The 19,915-nt window shown below is 66.4% G+C and carries 16 protein-coding genes; 15 read left to right on the plus strand and 1 reads right to left on the minus strand.

The genetic code is table 11. From position 1 onward, the window contains the following. From VPH43_RS01865 to VPH43_RS01910, 10 genes are all read left to right on the plus strand, one after another. The gene (locus VPH43_RS01865; protein ID WP_328575944.1) at positions 1 to 1,437 is read left to right on the plus strand and encodes an aldehyde dehydrogenase family protein; all 1,437 of its coding nucleotides are present in this window, start codon (positions 1 to 3) and stop codon (positions 1,435 to 1,437) included. A gap of 42 nt (positions 1,438 to 1,479) precedes the next feature. Beyond that, positions 1,480 to 2,445 carry an ABC transporter substrate-binding protein gene (locus VPH43_RS01870; protein ID WP_328575945.1) on the plus strand — a complete coding sequence of 322 codons (966 nt, stop codon included), beginning with the start codon at positions 1,480 to 1,482 and terminating at the stop codon, positions 2,443 to 2,445. Positions 2,446 to 2,585: 140 nt separating this feature from the next. Next, positions 2,586 to 3,653 carry a multiple monosaccharide ABC transporter substrate-binding protein gene (gene chvE, locus VPH43_RS01875; protein WP_328575946.1) on the plus strand — a complete coding sequence of 356 codons (1,068 nt, stop codon included), beginning with the start codon at positions 2,586 to 2,588 and terminating at the stop codon, positions 3,651 to 3,653. A 32-nt stretch (positions 3,654 to 3,685) separates the two neighbouring features. Then, positions 3,686 to 5,218 carry a multiple monosaccharide ABC transporter ATP-binding protein gene (gene mmsA / locus VPH43_RS01880; protein ID WP_328576196.1) on the plus strand — a complete coding sequence of 511 codons (1,533 nt, stop codon included), beginning with the start codon at positions 3,686 to 3,688 and terminating at the stop codon, positions 5,216 to 5,218. After that, positions 5,211 to 6,419: a multiple monosaccharide ABC transporter permease gene (mmsB, locus tag VPH43_RS01885; protein ID WP_328575947.1), complete on the plus strand. Its 1,209-nt coding sequence runs from the start codon at positions 5,211 to 5,213 to the stop codon at positions 6,417 to 6,419. The genes mmsA and mmsB overlap by 8 nt, the downstream gene beginning before the upstream one ends. A gap of 2 nt (positions 6,420 to 6,421) precedes the next feature. Next, positions 6,422 to 7,930: a sugar ABC transporter ATP-binding protein gene (locus VPH43_RS01890; protein ID WP_328575948.1), complete on the plus strand. Its 1,509-nt coding sequence runs from the start codon at positions 6,422 to 6,424 to the stop codon at positions 7,928 to 7,930. Further along, positions 7,927 to 8,997: an ABC transporter permease gene (locus VPH43_RS01895; RefSeq protein WP_328575949.1), complete on the plus strand. Its 1,071-nt coding sequence runs from the start codon at positions 7,927 to 7,929 to the stop codon at positions 8,995 to 8,997. Before VPH43_RS01890 ends, VPH43_RS01895 begins: the two co-directional genes overlap by 4 nt. A gap of 391 nt (positions 8,998 to 9,388) precedes the next feature. Continuing rightward, positions 9,389 to 10,423: a galactofuranose ABC transporter, permease protein YjfF gene (gene yjfF / locus VPH43_RS01900; protein WP_328575950.1), complete on the plus strand. Its 1,035-nt coding sequence runs from the start codon at positions 9,389 to 9,391 to the stop codon at positions 10,421 to 10,423. Between the two features lie 138 nt (positions 10,424 to 10,561). Next, a complete protein-coding gene (locus tag VPH43_RS01905) occupies positions 10,562 to 11,749 on the plus strand; it encodes a maltoporin (protein ID WP_328575951.1) in 1,188 nt (395 codons plus the stop codon). Positions 11,750 to 11,897: 148 nt separating this feature from the next. Then, positions 11,898 to 12,890, plus strand: coding sequence for an aldo/keto reductase (locus VPH43_RS01910; RefSeq protein WP_328575952.1), 993 nt, complete (start codon positions 11,898 to 11,900; stop codon positions 12,888 to 12,890). A gap of 20 nt (positions 12,891 to 12,910) precedes the next feature. Here the strand turns inward: VPH43_RS01910 and VPH43_RS01915 are convergent, their stop codons facing one another. Further along, positions 12,911 to 13,165 (minus strand): hypothetical protein, encoded by a 255-nt coding sequence (locus tag VPH43_RS01915; protein ID WP_328575953.1) that lies wholly within the window; start codon positions 13,163 to 13,165, stop codon positions 12,911 to 12,913. Between the two features lie 93 nt (positions 13,166 to 13,258). On the opposite strand from VPH43_RS01915, the gene VPH43_RS01920 reads away from it, so the two are divergent. The 5 genes from VPH43_RS01920 to VPH43_RS01940 all read left to right on the plus strand — a co-directional run bounded on the left by VPH43_RS01920 (position 13,259) and on the right by VPH43_RS01940 (position 19,913). Beyond that, positions 13,259 to 13,645, plus strand: coding sequence for a hypothetical protein (locus VPH43_RS01920; protein ID WP_328575954.1), 387 nt, complete (start codon positions 13,259 to 13,261; stop codon positions 13,643 to 13,645). Beyond that, positions 13,642 to 14,985 carry a tRNA (N6-isopentenyl adenosine(37)-C2)-methylthiotransferase MiaB gene (gene miaB, locus VPH43_RS01925; protein ID WP_328575955.1) on the plus strand — a complete coding sequence of 448 codons (1,344 nt, stop codon included), beginning with the start codon at positions 13,642 to 13,644 and terminating at the stop codon, positions 14,983 to 14,985. Before VPH43_RS01920 ends, miaB begins: the two co-directional genes overlap by 4 nt. A gap of 117 nt (positions 14,986 to 15,102) precedes the next feature. Further along, positions 15,103 to 18,033 (plus strand): type VI secretion system Vgr family protein, encoded by a 2,931-nt coding sequence (locus VPH43_RS01930; protein WP_328575956.1) that lies wholly within the window; start codon positions 15,103 to 15,105, stop codon positions 18,031 to 18,033. Beyond that, complete coding sequence (locus tag VPH43_RS01935; RefSeq protein WP_328575957.1) at positions 18,030 to 19,163, plus strand: hypothetical protein; 1,134 nt, start codon at positions 18,030 to 18,032, stop codon at positions 19,161 to 19,163. Before VPH43_RS01930 ends, VPH43_RS01935 begins: the two co-directional genes overlap by 4 nt. Positions 19,164 to 19,172: 9 nt before the next feature. Further along, positions 19,173 to 19,913, plus strand: a complete 741-nt coding sequence (locus VPH43_RS01940; protein WP_328575958.1) for a hypothetical protein — start codon at positions 19,173 to 19,175, stop codon at positions 19,911 to 19,913. The last annotated feature ends 2 nt before the right edge of the window (positions 19,914 to 19,915 follow it).

Raw genomic sequence — 19,915 nt, forward strand, 5'->3', positions numbered from 1 at the left:
ATGAGCACCCGCTTCAAGAACTTCATCAACGGCCGCTGGGACACCGGCGTGACCACCGGCACCAGCGAAAACCCGTCCGACCTGGGCCAGCCGGTGGGCGACTACGCCCGGGCCGACGCGCACCAGACCGAGATGGCGATCCGTGCCGCGGCCGACGCCGCGCCGCAATGGGCGCTGTCCACGCCGCAGCGCCGCTTCGATGCGCTGGACCAGATCGGCGCCGAAATCCTGGCGCGCAAGGACGAACTCGGCGAGCTGCTGGCGCGTGAAGAGGGCAAGACGCTGCCCGAAGCGGTGGGCGAAGCGGCACGCGCGGGCAACATCTTCAAGTTCTTTGCCGGCGAGGCCTTGCGCGGCGGCGGCGAGAAGCTGGCCTCGGTGCGGCCCGGCGTGGAGGTGGACATCACCCGCGAGCCGGTGGGCGTGGTGGGCATCATCGCGCCCTGGAACTTTCCGCTCGCGATTCCGGCCTGGAAGATTGCGCCGGCGCTGGCCCATGGCAACACGGTCGTCTTCAAGCCGGCCGAGCTGGTGCCGGGCTGCGCGTGGGCGCTGGCGGACATCATCAGCCGGGCCGGGCTGCCGGCCGGCGCCTTCAACCTGGTGAACGGCAGCGGCCGGCAGGTGGGCCAGGCGATCCTGGACAGCGAACTGGTGGACGCGGTGAGCTTCACCGGATCGCAGGCCACCGGTGCGGCGGTGCTGGCGGCGACATCGAAGCGCGGCGCCAAGGTTCAGCTGGAGATGGGCGGCAAGAACCCGCTGGTGGTGCTGGCCGACGCCGACCTGGACCTGGCGGTGGATTGCGCGCTGCAAGGCGCCTTCTTCTCCACCGGGCAGCGCTGCACGGCATCGAGCCGGCTGATCGTGGAGGCGGCGGTGCACGACGCGTTTGTCGCCAAGCTGCGCGAGCGCACCCGTGCGCTGAAGGTGGGCCACGCGTTGGACAAGGGCACGCAGATCGGCCCGGTGGCCAGCCGCGCCCAGCTGGAGCAGAACCAGAGCTACCTGGAGATCGGCCGCCAGGAAGGCGCCGAGCACCTGCTGGGCGGCGAGCAGCTGGAGCGGCCCACGATGGGCCACTACATGAGCCCGGCCCTGTTGCTGGCGAAGCCGGAGCACCGCATCGCCCGCGAGGAGATCTTCGGCCCGGTGGCGGTGGTGCTCAAGGCGGACGGCTACGAACATGCACTGGCGCTGGCGAACGACACGCCCTTCGGGCTGTGCGCGGGCATCTGCACCACGTCGCTCAAACACGCCACCCACTTCAAGCGCCATGCCAAGGTCGGCATGGTGATGGTCAACCTGCCGACCGCGGGTGTGGATTTCCACGTGCCCTTCGGCGGCCGCAAGTCCAGCAGTCATGGCCCGCGTGAGCAGGGCCGCTACGCCGCGGAGTTCTACACCACCGTGAAGACGGCCTATACGTTCACCTGACGCTTTCCTCGCAGACCGACCAACAACCACCGGAGACAACGCATGAAGATCACCCGCCGCATCACCCTCCTGGCCGCCCTGGCCGCCGCCGTCGTGGCGGGCATGCCCGCAACCGCCCTGGCGCAGAAGAAGCTGGTCGTCGGCTTCAGCCAGATCGGCGCCGAAAGCGAATGGCGCACCGCCAACACCGAATCCATCAAGCAGGCCGCCAAGGACGCCGGCGTGGAGCTGAAGTTCGCCGACGCTCAGCAGAAACAGGAGAACCAGATCAAGGCGATCCGCTCCTTCATCGCCCAGAAGGTGGACGTGATCGCGTTTTCCCCGGTGGTGGAAACCGGCTTCGAGACCGTGCTGCGCGAGGCCAAGGCCGCCAAGATCCCGGTGATCCTCACCGACCGCGCGGTCAATGTGAAGGACGACTCGCTGTACGTCACCTTCATGGGCTCGGACTTCCTGGAAGAAGGCCGCAAGGCCGGCCGCTGGCTGGTGGAGAAGATGAAGGACCAGAAGGGCGACGTGAACATCGTCGAGCTGCAGGGCACCGTGGGCTCCGCACCGGCCATCGACCGCAAGAAGGGCTTCGAGGAGGTGATCAAGGCGGACCCGAAGTTCAAGATCATCCGCTCGCAGACCGGTGACTTCACCCGCGCCAAGGGCAAGGAAGTGATGGAAGCCTTCCTCAAGGCCGAGGGCAAGAAGATCAATGTGCTCTACGCGCACAACGACGACATGGCCATCGGCGCCATCCAGGCCATCGAGGAAGCGGGCCTGAAGCCCGCCAAGGACATCACCATCATCTCCATCGACGCGGTGAAGGGCGCCTTCGAAGCCATGATGGCCGGCAAGCTGAACGTCACCGTGGAATGCAGCCCGCTGCTGGGGCCGCAGCTGATGGCGGCCGTGAAGGACCTGAAGGCAGGCAAGACGCTGCCCAAGCGCATCGTCACCGAAGAGGGCATCTTCCCGATGGAAGTGGCGGCCAAGGAGTTCCCGAAGCGCAAGTACTGAGCCAGGACGGCTGACCCACGGCGCCGGTGCGGCTGGGTGGCGCCGCACCGGGCGTGTTAGTACTGATTGATGTTCTGAACGTTACTTTAAGAATTCATAACGGCCGCTTCCCTCGGCGCCGCATTCACAGGAGACAGACGATGAAACGCAAGACCTTCCTGGTCACCCTTTTTGCAGCCGGCGCTGCCCTTGCCGCGCCGCTGGCCGCCCATGCCCAGGCCAAGGGCCTGGTGGCCATCTCAATGCCCACCAAGTCCTCCGCCCGCTGGATTGCCGACGGCGCCAACATGGTCAAGGAGTTCCAGGCCAAGGGCTACAAGACCGACCTGCAGTACGCCGAGGACGACATCCCCAACCAGCTGGCGCAGATCGAGAACATGGTCACCAAGGGCTCCAAGGTGCTGGTGATCGCCGCGATCGACGGCACCACCCTGAGCGACGTGCTGCAGAAGGCGGCCGACAAGGGCATCAAGGTCATCGCGTACGACAGGCTGATCAAGAACTCGAAGAACGTGGACTACTACGCCACCTTCGACAATTTCCAGGTGGGCGTGCTGCAAGCCAGCTCCATCGTCGACAAGCTGGGCCTGAAGGCCGGCAAGGGGCCGTTCAACATCGAGCTGTTCGGCGGCTCGCCGGACGACAACAACGCCTTCTTCTTCTACGACGGTGCGATGTCGGTGCTCAAGCCCTACATCGACAGCGGCAAGCTCGTGGTGCGCAGCAAGCAGATGGGCATGGACAAGGTGGGCACGCTGCGCTGGGACGGCGCGGTGGCGCAGGCCCGCATGGACAACCTGCTGTCGGCCTACTACGGCAATGCGCGCCTGGACGCGGTGCTGTCGCCGTACGACGGCATCTCGATCGGCATCATCTCCTCGCTCAAGGGCGTGGGCTATGGCACGCCCAAGCAGCCGATGCCGGTGGTGTCCGGCCAGGATGCGGAGATCCCCTCGGTGAAGTCCATCCTCGCCAAGGAGCAGAGCTCCACCGTGTTCAAGGACACGCGTGAACTCGCCAAGGTGACGGCCAACATGGTGGACGCGCTGCTGGCGGGCAAGCAAGTGCCGGTGAACGACACCAAGACCTACAACAACGGCGTGAAGGTGGTGCCGTCCTATCTGCTCAAGCCGGTGAGCGTGGACGCCAGCAACTGGAAGAAGGTGCTGGTGGACTCGGGCTACTACACCGAAGCGCAGGTCAAGTAAGAGGAGCCGCAAGGGTGGACGCGATTCTCGAGATGCGCGGCATCACGAAGACGTTTCCCGGCGTCAACGCGCTGGACAACGTCAACCTGGTGGTGCGCAAGGGCGAGATCCACGCGATCGTCGGCGAGAACGGTGCCGGCAAATCAACCCTCATGAAGGTGTTGAGCGGCGTCTACCCCTGCGACAGCTTCAGCGGCGAGATCCGCTACGAAGGCGAGCTGCGGCAGTTCCGCGGCATCGCCGACAGCGAACGGCTGGGCATCATCATCATCCACCAGGAACTGGCGCTGGTGCCCATGCTCTCCATCGCCGAGAACCTCTTCCTCGGCAACGAGCCGGCGCGCAACGGGCTGATCGACTGGTTCGAGGCCCATGCCCGCACCCGCGAACTCCTGGCCAAGGTGGGCTTGCGCGAATCGCCCTCCACGCTCATCACCGATCTGGGCGTCGGCAAGCAGCAGCTGGTGGAGATTGCCAAGGCCCTGGCCAAGCAGGTGAAGCTGCTGATCCTGGACGAACCCACCGCGAGCCTCAACGAAACCGACAGCGAGGCCCTGCTCAAGCTGCTGCTGGAGCTGAAGGCCCAGGGCGTGTCCTGCATCCTCATCTCGCACAAGCTGAACGAGATCGCCAAGGTGGCCGATGCCATCACCGTGCTGCGCGATGGCGCCACGGTGGAGACCATGGACTGCCGCGCCGGCGCGGTGAGCGAGGACCACATCATTCGCCAGATGGTGGGCCGCGAGATGGCCGACCGCTACCCGCAGCGCCACCCGCACATCGGCGAGACGGTGTTCGAGGTGCGGCAATGGCGGGTGCACCATGCCCTGCACCCGGACCGCGAGCTGATCAAGGGCGTGAATCTCAAGGTGCGCCGCGGCGAGATCGTGGGCATTGCGGGCCTCATGGGCTCCGGCCGCACCGAGTTTGCGATGAGCGTGTTCGGCCGCAGCTACGGCCAGCGCATCAGCGGAACCGTGCTGATGCATGGCCAGGAAGTGGACGTGCGCACGGTGGAGAAGGCGATCGCGCACGGCATTGCCTACGTCACCGAGGACCGCAAGGGCGCGGGCCTGGTGCTGCACGACGACATCCAGCACAACATCAGCCTGGCCAACCTGCCGGCAGTGGCGCACGGCGGCGTCATCTCCGAAGGCGAGGAATACCGCGTCGCCAATGACTACCGGCGCTCGCTGCGCATCCGCACGCCGCATGTGCGCCAGCCCGTGGTGAACCTCAGTGGCGGCAACCAGCAGAAGGTGGTGCTGGCGAAGTGGCTGTTCTCCAAGCCGGAGCTGCTGATCCTCGACGAGCCCACGCGCGGCATCGACGTGGGCGCCAAGTACGAGATCTACACCATCATCGATGAACTCGCCCAACAAGGAAAAGGCATTCTGATGATCTCCTCAGAGATGCCCGAGCTGCTCGGCATGTGCGACCGCATCTACGTGATGAACGAGGGCCGCTTCGTGGCCGAGATGAGCGGGAAAGAAGCCACGCAAGAGCGCATCATGCGGGCCATCGTCAACACCGGCGAGACGCTGACGGAGGCTGCACATGGCTGAGTCCACCGCGGGCAAGCTGCCCACCCCTTCCCCGGGCGAAGCAACCCCTTCGCATGCCGGCTTCCTGAAGAACAACCTGCGCGACTACGGCATGCTGCTTTCGCTGGTCGCGATCATGGGGCTGTTCGCCGTGCTCACCGACGGCACGCTGCTGCAGCCGCTGAACCTGACCAACCTGCTGCTGCAGAACAGCTACATCGTGGTGATGGCGCTGGGCATGCTGCTGGTGATCGTGGCCGGCCACATCGACCTGTCGGTGGGCTCGGTGTGCGGCTTCATCGGCGCATTGGCCGCCGTGCTGATGGTCAACTTCCAGTGGCATTACCTGCCCACCGGGCTGGTGTGCATTGCCGCCGGCGCGGTGATCGGCGCGGCGCAGGGCTGGTTCGTGGCCTATGCGCGCATCCCCTCCTTCATCGTCACGCTGGCCGGCATGCTGGTCTTCAAGGGCCTGAGCCTGGCGCTGCTGCAGGGCCAGTCGGTGGGGCCGTTCCCGGTAGAGTTCCAGAAGCTGAGCTCCGGTTTCATTCCCGAGCTCGCCTCCGGCAGTGAACTGCGCATCACCTCGCTGGTCATCGGGCTGGCAGCGGCCGCCGCGCTGGGCTTCTTCAGCCTGCGTGGTCGGGCCCAGCAGATCAAGCACGGCATGGAGACCGAGCCGCTGCCGTTTTTCGTCGGCAAGACCATCGCGTTCGTCGCGGCCATCGTGTACCTGAGCTATGTGCTGGCCTCGTACAAAGGCCTGCCCAACGTGCTGGTGGTGATGGCGCTGCTGATCGTGGTGTATGACTTCGTCACCCGCCGCACCACCGTCGGCCGGCGCATCTACGCGCTGGGGGGCAACGAGAAGGCGGCGCGGCTGTCGGGCATCAAGACCGAGCGGCTGGCGTTCATGACCTTCGTGAACATGGGTGCGCTGGCCGCCTTGGCCGGCCTGGTGTTCGCCGCGCGCCTGAACACCGCCACGCCCAAGGCCGGCCTGGGCTTCGAGCTGGACGTGATCGCGGCCTGCTTCATCGGCGGCGCGTCGGCCTCGGGCGGCGTCGGCAAGGTGGTGGGCGCGGTGGTGGGCGCCTTCGTGATGGGCGTGATGAACAACGGCATGTCCATCCTGGGCGTGGGCATCGACTACCAGCAGGTGATCAAGGGCCTCGTCCTGCTCGCCGCCGTCTTCATCGACGTCTACAACAAGAACAAGTAGCCATGCGCAGCGCTGCAGTGGATCCGGTCCTGGAACTTTCCGGCATCGGCAAACAGTTCGCGGGCGTGTGGGCCCTGAAAGGGGCCGGCCTGCGCCTGTTTCCGGGCGAGGTCCACGCCCTCATGGGCCAGAACGGCGCGGGCAAATCCACGCTCATCAAGGTGATGACGGGCGTTTACCGGGCCGATGCCGGTAGCGTCACGCTGCGCGGCGAACCGATCGCCCCGCGCTCGCCGATGGATGCCCAGCGCCTGGGCATCAGCACCGTCTACCAGGAGGTGAACCTCTGCCCCAACCTGTCGGTGGCGGAGAACGTCTTTGCGGGCCGCTATCCGCGCAAGCTGTGGCGCATCGACTGGGCGGCCATGAACGCCCGTTCGGCGGAGCTGCTCACGCGCCTGAACCTGCAGATCGACGTGACGCAGCCGCTGGGCAGCTTTCCGGTGGCGGTGCAGCAGATGGTGGCGATTGCCCGCGCGCTCAGCGTGTCGGCCGGCGTGCTGATCCTGGACGAACCGACGTCCAGCCTGGACGATGAGGAAGTGCAGCGCCTGTTCACCGTATTGCGCCGCCTGCGCGACGAGGGCATGGCGATCCTCTTCGTCACCCACTTCCTGGACCAGGTGTACGAACTGGCGGACCGCATCACCGTGCTGCGCAACGGCGAGCTGGTGGGCGAACACCTCACGCAGGACCTGCCGGCTCAAGCGCTGGTGTCGGCCATGGTGGGACGCGAGTTTGCGCAGTGCGTGGGCGAGTGGTGTGCACCGGCGACACAGGCCGAGGGCACGCCGATCGTGGAGATGAACGGCCTGGGCCAGCGCGGCCTGCTGCATCCGGTGGACCTGGCGGTGCGGCGCGGCGAAGTGGTGGGCCTGGGCGGCCTGCTCGGCTCGGGCCGCACCGAGCTGGCGCAGCTGCTGTTCGGCCTGCAACCCTCGGACGCCGGCGGCATGCAGGTGGGCGGCAAGCCGGCGCAGATCAAGGCACCCGCCGACGCGCTGCACCACGGCATCGGCCTGTGCCCCGAGGACCGCAAGGCCGATGGCATCGTGGCCGAGCTGTCGGTGCGCGAGAACATCATGCTGGCGCTGCAGGCGCGCCGCGGCCTCTGGCGCCGCGTGCCGGCCGACGAGCAGGTGCGCCTGGCGCAGCACTACGTGAAGGCGCTGGGCATCAAGGTGGCCGACATCGAGATGCCGATCGGCCAGCTTTCCGGCGGCAACCAGCAGAAGGCGGTGCTGGCGCGCTGGCTGGCCACCGACCCGCAGCTGCTGATCCTCGATGAGCCCACCCGCGGCATCGACGTGGCCGCCAAGCAGGAAATCATGGACGAGATCCTGCGCCTGGCCGGCGACGGCATGGCGGTGCTCTTCATCTCGTCGGAGATCGAGGAAGTGGTGCGCGTGTCGCACCGCATCGCGGTGCTGCGCGACCGCCGCCTGGTGGGCGAGCTGCCCGGCGGCAGCAGCGAGCAGGACGTGTACCAGATGATCGCGAGCCCGGCATGAGCCCATCGCCCACTTCGACCCTGCTGCACGCCGCGCGCCGGCATCCCCTGCTGTGGCCCCTCGCCACGCTGGCCATGCTGCTGGTAGTGAACGCCGCCTTCAACTCCAGCTTCCTGCACCTGGAGTGGCGCGACGGCCACCTCTACGGCAGCCTGGTGGACATTGCCAAGAGCGCCTCGCCGCTGATCCTGGTGTCGCTCGGCATGACGCTGGTGATCGCCACCCGCGGCATCGACATCTCGGTGGGTGCGGTGGTCGCGGTGTCCGCCGCCATTGCCGCCTGGATGGTGGGCGGCTCGCTGGTGGTGCAGGACGGCGTGGCCGTGCACGCCAGCCGCTTCCCGATGGCCGTGGCCATGGCTGCGGCGCTGGGCGTGGCCTTGCTGTGCGGCGCATGGAACGGGCTGCTGGTCTCCAAGGTGGGCCTGCAACCCATCATCGCCACCCTGGTGCTGATGGTGGCCGGCCGCGGCATCGCCCAGCTGATCACCGGCGGCCAGATCATCACCGTGTACTACCCGCCGTACTTCGTGCTGGGCAACGGCTACCTCTTCGGCCTGCCGGTGGTGGTGTACGTGGTCGCCGCGTTGCTCGCCGCGCTGCTGTGGCTGACGCGCCGCACCGCCCTGGGCCTGTTCATCGAAGCCGCCGGCATCAACCCCGCGGCGGCCCGCATCGCCGGCGTGCCCACCCGCCGCATCGTGTTCTGGGTCTATGCGTTCTGCAGCCTGTGCGCTGGCGTGGCGGGCCTGGTGATCAGCTCCAACGTGAAGAGCGCCGACGGCAACAACGCCGGCATGCTGATGGAGCTGGACGCCATCCTCGCGGTCACGCTGGGCGGCACTGCGCTCACCGGCGGGCGCTTCAGCCTGGGCGGCAGCGTGATCGGTGCGCTCTCGATCCAGACGCTCACCTATGCGATCTATTCGCTTGGCGTTCCTCCCGAGGTGAACCTGGTGGTGAAGGCGGTGGTCGTGTTCGCCGTGATGCTGCTGCAGTCGGCCGAGTTCCGACGCACGGTGGTTGGGTGGGCGCGTCGACCTCAAGCGGTCGGGGGAATGCAATGAACCCGTATTGCATGCGAAGGTTGGAGCTTGATCGGGCCGCCGGGGTGCTCTGCTGCGCTCATGTCCCCCGTCGTCGCCCTTCGGGCGCCGCCTCCTCCTTTACTTCGCTACGCAGAACACCCCACCGTCCCGATCCGGCACCACCGTGGCTGTTCGACGGTGGAGAACACCCAACGCACCGAATCGAGGACGGTGGGTACCCGACTCCGGGAAGTAAAGGAGGAGGCACGGGCGAAGCCCGGGCCGGGGGAGAGAGCCCGGACACAAACAGTCCAGTGGACTGTTTGTGCCTGGCGAGCGCCCGGGGCCCCCGCCCCGGGCATGAGCGGAGTCGGGTGCCCGCCGGCCTCGCCGCACCGCACTTCCGCGCACTATCCACCGAGCACTCAGCATGAGCGCCCAACTACAGATGCCCACGCCGACCGCGCTCCCGGCGACACCGTCACCCGCCGCGGCACGCCGCCTTGACGCACGTCTGCTGCCGCTGACGGTCACCATCGCGCTCTTCCTCGTCGCCGCAGCGGCCGGCTCGGTGATGTACACCGGCTTCCTGTCCCTGCAGGTGTTCCTCAACCTGCTGATCGACAACGCGTTCCTCTGCATCGTCGCAGTGGGCATGACCTTCGTCATCCTGTCAGGCGGCATCGATCTCTCCGTGGGCTCCGTGGTGGCGCTCACCACCATGGTGTCGGCCTCGCTGGTGGAGCGGCATGGCTGGCATCCGCTGGCGGTGATTCCGCTGGTGCTGCTGATGGGCACCGCGTTCGGCGGGCTGATGGGGCTGCTGATCCAACGCTTCCGCCTGCAGCCTTTCCTGGTGACGCTGGCCGGCATGTTCCTCGCGCGCGGGCTGTGTTATCTCATCAGCATCGATTCGATCAGCATCACGAATGCCTGGTTCTCCGATGTCTCGCAGCTGCGCGTGCCGTTGTGGGCCGATGCCAGCCTGTCGGTGGGCGCGATCATCGCCCTGGCGGTGGTGGCGGTGGCGATGTGGATCGCGCACTTCACGCAGTTCGGCCGCACCGTGTATGCCGTCGGCGGCAACGAGCAGTCGGCCGTGCTGATGGGGTTGCCGGTACCGCGCACGCTGATCGGCGTGTATGCCTTCAGCGGCTTCTGCTCCGCGCTGGGTGGCGTGGTGTTCACGTTCTACATGCTGTCCGGCTACGGCCTGCATGCGGTGGGCCTGGAGCTCGACGCGATCGCCGCCGTGGTGATCGGCGGCACCCTGCTCGCCGGCGGGGTGGGCACCGTGTTCGGCACGCTTTTCGGCGTGCTCACCTTGGGGCTCATCCAGACCTTGATCATGTTCGACGGCACGCTGAGTTCCTGGTGGACCCGCATCGTCATCGGCGCGCTGCTGCTGGCTTTCTGCCTGCTGCAGCGGCTGTTCGAACTTCGGCGACACCGGCGCAGCCCATGAGGCTGCACCGCGGCAGCGGCTGACCCAGCCGCTCTTTCCTTCCCCGTTCCCTTCATCGCAAACGCGGTGTTTCACCGCGCCGGGCAGCGCTTTGCCTTGGCGCATCCATTTGCAGACCAACAAAACGGAGACCTCACCTTGACCTTCACCTTCAAGACCACCGCCTTCGCGGCCGGCCTGGCCGCGCTGCTTGCCAGCGGCGCCGCGCATGCCCTGGACTACAGCGGCTACTTCCGCGCCGGCCCGGGCCTGACCTCGGCCAACAACACCTCACGCGCCTGCTACGGCCTGAACGGCGGCTCCTCGGGCATGAAGTACCGCCTGGGCAACGAATGCGACTTCTACGGCGAGTTCCAGCTCAGCCAGGGTTTCAAGAAGGACGGCATCGAGTACAGCGCCAACCTGATGGTCAACCACTACACACCGGCCACGCAGGACAGCCCCGACGAAGGCCTGAACATCGAGCAGATGTGGGCCGAGGCCAAGGGCTTCGACATCGCGCCGGAAGCCACCTTCTGGATCGGCAAGGAGCGTGGCCGCCGCAGCGACGTGCACATCGTGGACACCTTCTTCGTGGAGATGAAAGGCGTGGGCGCCGGCGCCAAGGGCTTCAGCGTGGGCCCGGGCAAGCTCGGCGTGGCGTTCTACAAGACCGACAGCGACGCGGAGCACCCCGGCAACCGCCTGAACGTGGAGTACGTGGACATCGGGCTCAACCCGGGCGGCACCTTGAACTTCTTTGCCACCGCCACGCAAGGTGACTTCGACGGCGGCACCAAAGGCGCGGGCCTCACCCTGCGCCACGACCAGAAGGACCTCTTCGGCGCCGGCAGCGGCGTGAACAACATGCTGTGGCTGCAGTTCGCCGCCGGCTCCACTGCCCTGAACGCCAACTTCGGCGACCTCACCCGCCCGTTCGACAACAAGAGCTGGCGCGTGGTGGAAAGCATCAACTGGCAGAAGGGCGCCTTCGGCGGCCAGGCGATGGCGCTGTTTGCACGCGAGAAGGATGCGGCTGGGGTCAATACCGACTCCACCAGCATCGGCGGGCGGGTGTCCTATGCGATGACCAAGAACTTCAAGCTCCTGGCTGAAGTGGGCGTGTCGCAGTACAAGCCCGACGGCGGCGAGAAGGCTCGCCTGACCAAGGTGACGCTGGCGCCGACGCTGTCGGTGGGCCCGGGCTTCTTCGACCGGCCGGAGTTCCGCCTGTACGTGACGCACGCCAACTGGAACACCGCCGCCGGCAACGTCACCGGCCAGCCGGCGTTTGCAGACAAGACCTCGGGCACCAGCTATGGTGCCCAGGTCGAGTGGTGGTTCTGAATCCGGCCCACCCCCGGAGCGCCTTCGGCGCTGCCCCCTCAAGGGGGCGCCGCCAGCGGCCCGGCGAAGCCGGTTCCGCGGCGGCCGCTGGGCTTTGCAATGGTTCATGCGCCGGGTGTGGCACCCCGGCCGCTAGGAGAATGGCGACATGAACACGTCGGCTCAACTTCCCAGCGGCATGCCCTATCGGCGCTGCGGCCACAGCGGCCTGTTGCTTGGCGCGGTGTCGCTGGGGCTGTGGCATAACTTCGGGGAGGGCGATGCCGTGGACACCATGCGGGCCACGCTGCGTACGGCCTTCGACCACGGCATCACCCACTTTGACCTGGCCAACAACTATGGGCCGCCTCCCGGGGCGGCGGAGGAACACTTCGGCCGGCTGTTCCGCGAGCACTTCGCGGCCCACCGCGACGAGGTCGTCATCGCGACCAAGGCCGGACACCCGATGTGGCCCGGCCCCTATGGCGACTGGGGCTCGCGCAAGCACCTGATCGCCAGCATCGACCAGAGCCTGAAGCGCCTGGGGCTGCCCTACGTGGACATCTTCTATCACCACCGGCCCGACCCCGACACGCCGCTGGAAGAGACCATGGGTGCGCTGGCGCACATCGTGCGCAGCGGGCGGGCGCTGTACGTCGGCCTGTCGAAATACGACGCGCCCCGGCTGCGCCAGGCGGCCGCCATGTTGCGCGACCTGGGCACACCGTGCGTCGTCCACCAGCAGCGCTACAGCCTGCTCGACCAGACGGCCACCGACCAGGTGCTGCACACGCTGGCGGAGGAACGCATCGGCGCCATCGCCTTCTCGCCGCTGGCCCAGGGCCTGCTGACCGAGCGCTACCTCGGCACCGACATCCCGGCCGATTCGCGCATCGCCAAAGGCGTGGGCTTCCTCACCCGCGAGCAGCTCACGCCGCAGCGGCTGCGCGTCATCCAGGCGCTGCATGCGGTGGCGCGGCAACGCGGGCAGCCGCTGGCGCAGATGGCGCTCACCTGGGTGCTGCGGCGGCCGGAGGTGAGCTCGGTGCTGATCGGCGCCAGCCGGCCCCAGCAGGTGCTGGACGCGGTGCGCGCCACCCGCGCCATGCCGCTGAGCGAGGCGGAGCTGCGCGACGTGGATGCGGCATTGGCGGTGGACTGATCACCCCGGGGCCGGCCGAATCAAAGCCCTGGTTCGCCGTCATCGAAGGCGTCGATCGCCCGCACCACCGCGTCCACCACCACGCTTTCGGCGATGGCGTCGGCCGCCGGCGTCTGCGCGGCCACGGTGCCGCCTGGCTGCAGGCGGAGCTCACCGTCCTGCAGCACGCTGGCGTTCCAGACCACGTTGCCGTCCTGGGTGCGGTACTCCGCGCGGTAGCTGTAGACCTTGCCGCTCTTGGCGTGCTGGTGGGTGCCTTCAAGGGGGATGGACATGGTTTGCCTCCGGAGTGCGCCTTCCGGCACAGCAAGCCACAGGCCCGGCCGGCCTAAAATGCCCCCTTCCCCCACAGCCCCTGGATCTACACCATGCTTCGCTGTGCACCCCTGGCCGCCTGTGCGGTGGCCCTTGCACTCGCCCTGCCCGCCGCTGCCCAGATGCAGCGCCCCTTCCCCCGCAACGCGCTGCGCGGCGACATGGTGTTCACCGCGCCGCCGGAGGTGCTGCTCAACGGGCAGCCGGCCCGCCTGGCGCCCGGCGCCCGCATCCGCGGCGAGAACAACATGCTCGTGCTGCAGGGCAACGTCGTTGGCGGCAAAGCGATCGTGCACTACACCACCGAAGGCAACGGCCTGGTGAAGGACGTGTGGATCCTCAACGCCGATGAGCTGGCCGTGAAGCCCTGGCCGCGCACGCTGCAGGAGGCCGAAACCTGGGAATACAACCCCGCTGCCCGCACCTGGAGCAAGCCATGAAAAAAGTCTTCATCAAGACCTTCGGCTGCCAGATGAACGAGTACGACTCGGACAAGATGGCCGACGTGCTGAAGGCCGCCGAGGGCTACGAGCCCACCACCGACGTGGAGCAGGCGGACCTGATCCTCTTCAACACCTGCTCGGTGCGCGAGAAGGCGCAGGAAAAGGTGTTCAGTGACCTCGGCCGCGTGAAGCACCTGAAGAACAAGGGCGTGCTGATCGGCGTGGGCGGCTGCGTGGCCAGTCAGGAAGGCGCCGCCATCGTGGAGCGCGCGCCTTATGTGGACATGGTGTTCGGCCCGCAGACGCTGCACCGGCTGCCGCAGATGATCAAGGCACGCACCGAAACACGCCGCCCGCAGGTGGACATCAGCTTCCCGGAGATCGAGAAGTTCGACCACCTGCCCCCTGCGCGCGTGGACGGCGCATCGGCCTTTGTCTCCATCATGGAAGGCTGCTCCAAGTACTGCTCGTACTGCGTGGTGCCCTACACCCGCGGCGAGGAGGTGAGCCGCCCGTTCGAGGACGTGTTGACGGAAGTGGCCGGCCTGGCCGACCAGGGCGTGAAGGAAGTGACGCTGCTGGGCCAGAACGTGAACGCCTACCGCGGCACCATGGGCGGCACCAGCGAGATCGCCGACTTTGCACTGCTGATCGAATACGTGGCCGAGATTCCCGGCATCGAGCGGATCCGCTACACCACCAGCCACCCGAACGAGTTCACCCAGCGCCTGATCGACGTGTACGCCAAGGTGCCGCAGCTGGTGAACCACCTTCACCTGCCGGTGCAGCACGGCAGCGACCGCATCCTGATGGCAATGAAGCGCGGTTACACGGCGCTGGAATACAAAAGCACCATCCGCAAGCTGCGCGCCGTGCGGCCCGACATCAGCATGAGCAGCGACTTCATCGTCGGCTTCCCCGGCGAGACCGAGGATGACTTCAACAAGATGATGAAGCTGATCGAGGACGTCGGCTACGACAGCAGCTTCAGCTTCGTGTTCAGCCCACGCCCCGGCACGCCGGCCGCCGCGCTGGAGGACAGCACGCCGCAGGACGTGAAGTTGAAGCGCCTGCAGCACCTGCAGGCCACCATCGAAGCCAACGTGCAGCGCATCAGCGCCAGCCGCGTGGGCACGGTGCAGCGCATCCTGGTGGAAGGCCCCAGCCGCAAGGACAAGACCGAGCTGATGGGCCGCACCGAGTGCAACCGCATCGTCAACTTCAAGGGCACGCCGCGCCTGGTGGGCCAGATGATCGACGTGACCATCACGCAGGCGCTGCCGCATTCATTGCGCGGCGAGGTGGTGGTGCGGGCCGACGAAACAGCGCCGGCTTAAGCATCTGGTTACACAGCTCCCCATACTGAGGGGGGCGGCACGCCGGGTTGCTCCCGGACAATCCCGCCGACCACGCGCCACAGCGTGGACGCAACACAGGGAGTGTCAATGCACGGCGTGTCGCCAACCGCCTTCCAGGCGGCAAGCAGTCGTCTTGTCGATGAGGGAAGCCAACTGGCGGCGCAACTGCTCGGCAGCGCCTTCGGCTTCCTCGATGTGCTGTCGCCGCAAGGCCGTCTGCTGCAGCTCGAGACCGCCCTGCCGCACAGCGCGCTCATCCCCGAGCGCGCCCACATCGTCGAACAAACCGACGCCCCGTTCCACATCGAGATCGAAGCGCTGTCCACCAGTGCCTACTTCGACCTCGCCGCGCTGATCGGCCAACAGATCACCCTGCGCCTGCGCACCGCCGACAGCACCTACCGCCCCTGGCACGGCTACGTCACCGAAGCCTCCCAGCTCGGCGGCGACGGCGGCCTGGCGCGCTACCGCCTGCTGATGCGCCCGTGGCTCGCCTTTTTGCAGCGGCGCGAGGACAGCTTCCTGTTCCAGGACAAAACCGCGCTGCAGGTCATCGAGGAGGTCTTCCGCGACCACCCCCAGGCCCACTGGCGCGTGGAAGTGAGCGACACCCTGCGCGTGCGCAGCATCTGCACGCAATACCAGGAAACCGACTTCGACTTCATCAGCCGCCTGCTCGCCGAAGAAGGCCTGAGCTACCACTTCGAGCACCTGGACGGCGACGCTGCCAGCGACGCCGACGCGCGGGCCCAGGCCCGCCACTGCCTGGTGATCCGTGACACCCGTGCTGAGCGGCCCTCCTTCGGTGCGATGCGCTTTGCGCCCGCACGCGACAGCGCCGAGCGTGGCGCGGCGGTGGACACCCTCACCCGCTTTGCCGCCACGCGCCAGGTGGTGACCAATGCAGTCACCCGCGGGTCGTGGGACTACAAACGCCTGGCCGGCGTGGCGGCCGAAGAACGCAGCGCGGTGGCCGGCGAACTGCCGCCGCTGGAACACTACGACGGCTCCGGCGCCTACCGCTACGAAAACACCGCCCACGCCCAGCGCGCCGCCACCCTGGCGCTGCAGGCGCACGAACAACACGCCCTGCGCTACGAAGCGCAAGGCACGGTGCGCGGCCTGGAGCCGGGCCAGCGCTTCGAGCTGGTGGAGCATGGATCACTCAGCGGCGACTACCTCGCCCTGCGGGTGGAACACGAAGCCGTCAACAACCTGGGCGCCCAGGCCGCCCGCCTGACCGGCCGCAGCGAGCTCGACAAAGGCAGCTACCGCAGCCGCCTGCTGGCCCAGCCGGCCGACGTGCCGGTGCTTCCCGCCCAACACCCGCGCCCCACTGCGCACGGCACCCAGACGGCGCTGGTGGTCGGCCTGGACGGCGAGGCGATCACCACCGAACGCGACCTGCGCGTGAAGCTGCAGTTCCACTGGCAGCGCGGCCAGCGGCCCAACCCCGGTGGCCTGCCGCACGACGACACCAGCGCACTGCCGGAAGGCAACGCCCCGGGTGACGAACGCAGCGGCGCCTGGGTGCGCGTGGCCCAGCCGGCGGCCGGCGCCAACTGGGGCGCGGTGTTCGTGCCGCGCATCGGCACCGAGGTGGTGGTCGACTTCGTCGAAGGCGACATCGACCGCCCCGTGGTGACGCGCCAGCTGCACAACGGCCGGGACACACCGCCCTTCGCAGCCGGTGTGGACTCCGGCGTCAACCATCCCGGCGTGATCAGCGGCGTGCACAGCCCCACGCTGGACCGCGGCGGCTACAACGAATGGACCTTGGACGATGCCACTGGCCAGTTGCGCATGCGCCTGCTGTGCAGCTACGCCGCCAGCGAAATCGGCCTGGGGCACTTGATCCAGCAAGCCCCGGCCCAGGGCCAGCGCGGCAGCGCCCGCGGGGCAGGTTTCGAAGTGACGACACAAGGCTGGGGCAGCCTGCGCGCCGCCCAAGGCCTGCTGATCAGCACCAGCGCGCGGGCCGGCACCTACGGCAGCGCTGAGTCCACCCAGATGGATGCGGCTGAAGCGGTGGCGCAGCTGAAGGCCGCCCAGGACCTGGGCGAACGCCTGAATGGCGCCGCGCAAGTGATGAAGGCGCAGGTGCTCAAACCGCACGAAGCCGAGCAATCCCTCCCTCGCCTGATCCGCAGCGTGGACCCGCAGCAGGACGGCAAACACGAGGGCACGGTCAACGGCCAGGACGCCCGCAAGGCCGACAGCCAGCGCCAGCCCACCGACCCGGTGGAGCGCCCTGCCACACCCACCGTGCTGATCGACTCGGCCAGCGCCATGGCGCTCACCAGTGAAGCCAGCATTGCAACCTTCGCGGGGCAGGACCAGGCCTGGGTGAGCCAAGGCGACTGGCAGGAAACGGCGGCCCACACGGCGAGCGTCGTGGCCGGGCGCACGGCCAGCTGGTACACGCACGACAACGGCATCCAGGTGAAGGCGGCCAACGGGCCGGTGTCCTTGCGCGCCCACACCGACCGGCTGGAGATCCTGGCCGATCAGGCGGTGCAGGTGGTCAGCGTGAACGACGAGATCTCGATCAGTGCGAAGACCAAGATCGAGCTGGTGGGCGGGGACAGCTCGGTGGTGCTGGATGGTGGCGACATCACGTTCAAGACGCCGGGTAGTTTTACGGTGAAGGCGGCCACGCATGACTGGCAAGGCGCGGCGAGCGCTAGAGCGACGTTGGACGCGCTGCCGATGGGCTCAACAGCCGAACTCATCCACTTCATCGAGATTGAGCGGAAGTACAACGACGGCTCACCTGTACAAGGAGCGCCGGTACAAGTCCGCTTTGAGGATGGGAGCATTCGCCGCACAACGCTCGGCGATGACGGGCAAGCCCGCATCGATGGGGTGCACAGTGGTCTTGCGACTGTCGAGATTGGCGAAGATCAACGCGCTTGGCAGCCTGACCCCGTCGAGGAATCTCCAGCGAATCCTGCGTATGGACGAACTGTAAACCCCGACCAGGCCGCGGCGCTCTACGCCCTGTTCTTTGGTGGTCGCACAACATGAATGACGCGCTTGATTGGTTTTGGGGCGTCCTGCAAGGCGACTTCAACGAAGATCCAAGCCTTTCCCAGACGATCGTTGGCGGAATCATCACAGCGATCCCGGTTGTCGACCAAGTTGCTGACGTGCGAGACGTCATCGCGAATCTTCACCAACTATCCAAAGACTCCAGCGACAAGTGGAAGTGGGTGGCACTGGCCATCACCTTGGTTGGGTTGATCCCTGTCCTCGGTAGCTTGCTTAAGGGCGTATTCAAGGTCTTGCAGAAGTTCTTGAAGCAAGGAGGAAAGCACGGCGATGAAGCGCTTGAAGTGATTCTCGCTATCGTGCGCGGAGCGGGCAAAGGCGATCCGGTGAAGTGGCTCAAGAGCCTACCTATCGACCAGTACAGCAAAACCGCACTCAAGCACTTTGATGAAATCACCCAGAAGATTGTTCTTGGGATTTCCGACGTTCGCCACATGTGGCTGGCTCGACAAGTCCTGGGCGACAACCTAAAGCGGTTGGAACTCGTAGAGCGACAAATCGCCCAATTACAGAAGCTCGGGCGAGAGAAAGTCCCTGAGGCTATGCGATTCCTCAAACAGGAACTGGACACACTGCTCGCCCGAGCAAAACCAGCAAAGCTAGAAGGGGCGACCGACACCGCGAACACACTCGCGCACAGCGCAAAGCCGCTTTTGCGTCTGGATTACGAAGTAGCGGTCAAGCGCCGCGTAGGTGGCATGGTCGACGGCATGAAGGCCGCTGGAAAGAGCGAAGAGGAAATTGCCAAAGCCGCGAATGCTGAACGGCGCGCTATAGGCAAGGAGTTCAAGGACAAGACCGACCCCGAGCTTCGTGAGGTCATCTATAAGCGCAACCAGGAGCTCTACGGCGACCCTCTTGGCCCCAAGTACGACGACCTTAAGCGGGGCTACGCCATTCACCCAAAAACGCGTGAACGAGTGCCCATCGGGAAAGGCAAGCCGAAGACGGACACGCAGATTATTGAAGGCGCTCAGAACCCTGGCGGAGGGGATTTTCCTTGGGACTTGATCATGGAGTTCCACAGGGAGAAGAAGACTGGAGACCCTGCAACGACAGCAGACCTCCTGAGGCGCATTGACGCCATTGTTAACCCTTCCCCCTAGGAGACCGCTGTGTGGCTCTATCGACATCACACTTGCAGCGACATCATCGACCTCGACCACTTGAGCGGCCGCTGGAGGCCCGTCGATGACTCAGAAAAGCCGGCTAGCGCGCGTGTGTTGGCTGACTTACCGGTTCGAGGCAGTTATACAGTTGAGGACGGCAGACGCTACTTCTCCTACTGGACCGACGATGACCGCTTTGTCTTTCGCGCGGATGACGGCACCGTTTTCGAAATCTGCCAGAAGCTGACGGACGGCAGAACCTTAGAGTCACGTCCCGGCATGCGTTGCCGGATTGAACCGGCGAAGCACGGCGACGGCCGTCTCCGTCAGGGACTGAGTACTGTGACCCTCGTTGACGCAGATGGTGCGCCGTTGTATGAGCTCACATACAACTCCGAGCATTACCTCAAGCTCTACGGCTCTGACTTCACCGCCGCGGCCATGGTGCAGGACCTCTCCGACTGGGACTTCTTCGTAGCGTTAAAGGGCGCTATCGAGATCTTCTCGGAAAGAGCTGCCTCGGGCAAAGTTCCATTGACCATCGACGACAAGGGCCGGGCGGAATTAAACGGCAACACAGTGCCGTATGACGAGCTTGTATTTGCGGATAGCGGGGCACCCTCCCCACGCAGTGGCATTTGGGTAACAGTCGACGATGTACGTTCAAGCGTCGAGGTTCGAAAGGGCGAGCCGCTGCCCTCGTATCGCGGAAACGAGGTACGTTGGGTATGGAGCCGCGAGCGGTAGCG

Origin of the sequence: Ideonella sp. BN130291 (assembly GCF_036231905.1) — a bacterium.
GTDB lineage: Bacteria > Pseudomonadota > Gammaproteobacteria > Burkholderiales > Burkholderiaceae_C > CAMLIZ01.

What these genes read in the sequence shown, in the direction of transcription:
- VPH43_RS01865 (WP_328575944.1), top strand. Translation starts at nt 1, where the DNA reads ATGAGCACCCGCTTCAAGAACTTCATCAACGGCCGCTGGGACACCGGC.
- VPH43_RS01870 (WP_328575945.1), top strand. Translation starts at nt 1,480, where the DNA reads ATGAAGATCACCCGCCGCATCACCCTCCTGGCCGCCCTGGCCGCCGCC.
- chvE (WP_328575946.1), top strand. Translation starts at nt 2,586, where the DNA reads ATGAAACGCAAGACCTTCCTGGTCACCCTTTTTGCAGCCGGCGCTGCC.
- mmsA (WP_328576196.1), top strand. Translation starts at nt 3,686, where the DNA reads ATGCGCGGCATCACGAAGACGTTTCCCGGCGTCAACGCGCTGGACAAC.
- mmsB (WP_328575947.1), top strand. Translation starts at nt 5,211, where the DNA reads ATGGCTGAGTCCACCGCGGGCAAGCTGCCCACCCCTTCCCCGGGCGAA.
- VPH43_RS01890 (WP_328575948.1), top strand. Translation starts at nt 6,422, where the DNA reads ATGCGCAGCGCTGCAGTGGATCCGGTCCTGGAACTTTCCGGCATCGGC.
- VPH43_RS01895 (WP_328575949.1), top strand. Translation starts at nt 7,927, where the DNA reads ATGAGCCCATCGCCCACTTCGACCCTGCTGCACGCCGCGCGCCGGCAT.
- yjfF (WP_328575950.1), top strand. Translation starts at nt 9,389, where the DNA reads ATGAGCGCCCAACTACAGATGCCCACGCCGACCGCGCTCCCGGCGACA.
- VPH43_RS01910 (WP_328575952.1), top strand. Translation starts at nt 11,898, where the DNA reads ATGAACACGTCGGCTCAACTTCCCAGCGGCATGCCCTATCGGCGCTGC.
- VPH43_RS01915 (WP_328575953.1), bottom strand. Translation starts at nt 13,165, where the DNA reads ATGTCCATCCCCCTTGAAGGCACCCACCAGCACGCCAAGAGCGGCAAG.
- VPH43_RS01920 (WP_328575954.1), top strand. Translation starts at nt 13,259, where the DNA reads ATGCTTCGCTGTGCACCCCTGGCCGCCTGTGCGGTGGCCCTTGCACTC.
- miaB (WP_328575955.1), top strand. Translation starts at nt 13,642, where the DNA reads ATGAAAAAAGTCTTCATCAAGACCTTCGGCTGCCAGATGAACGAGTAC.
- VPH43_RS01935 (WP_328575957.1), top strand. Translation starts at nt 18,030, where the DNA reads ATGAATGACGCGCTTGATTGGTTTTGGGGCGTCCTGCAAGGCGACTTC.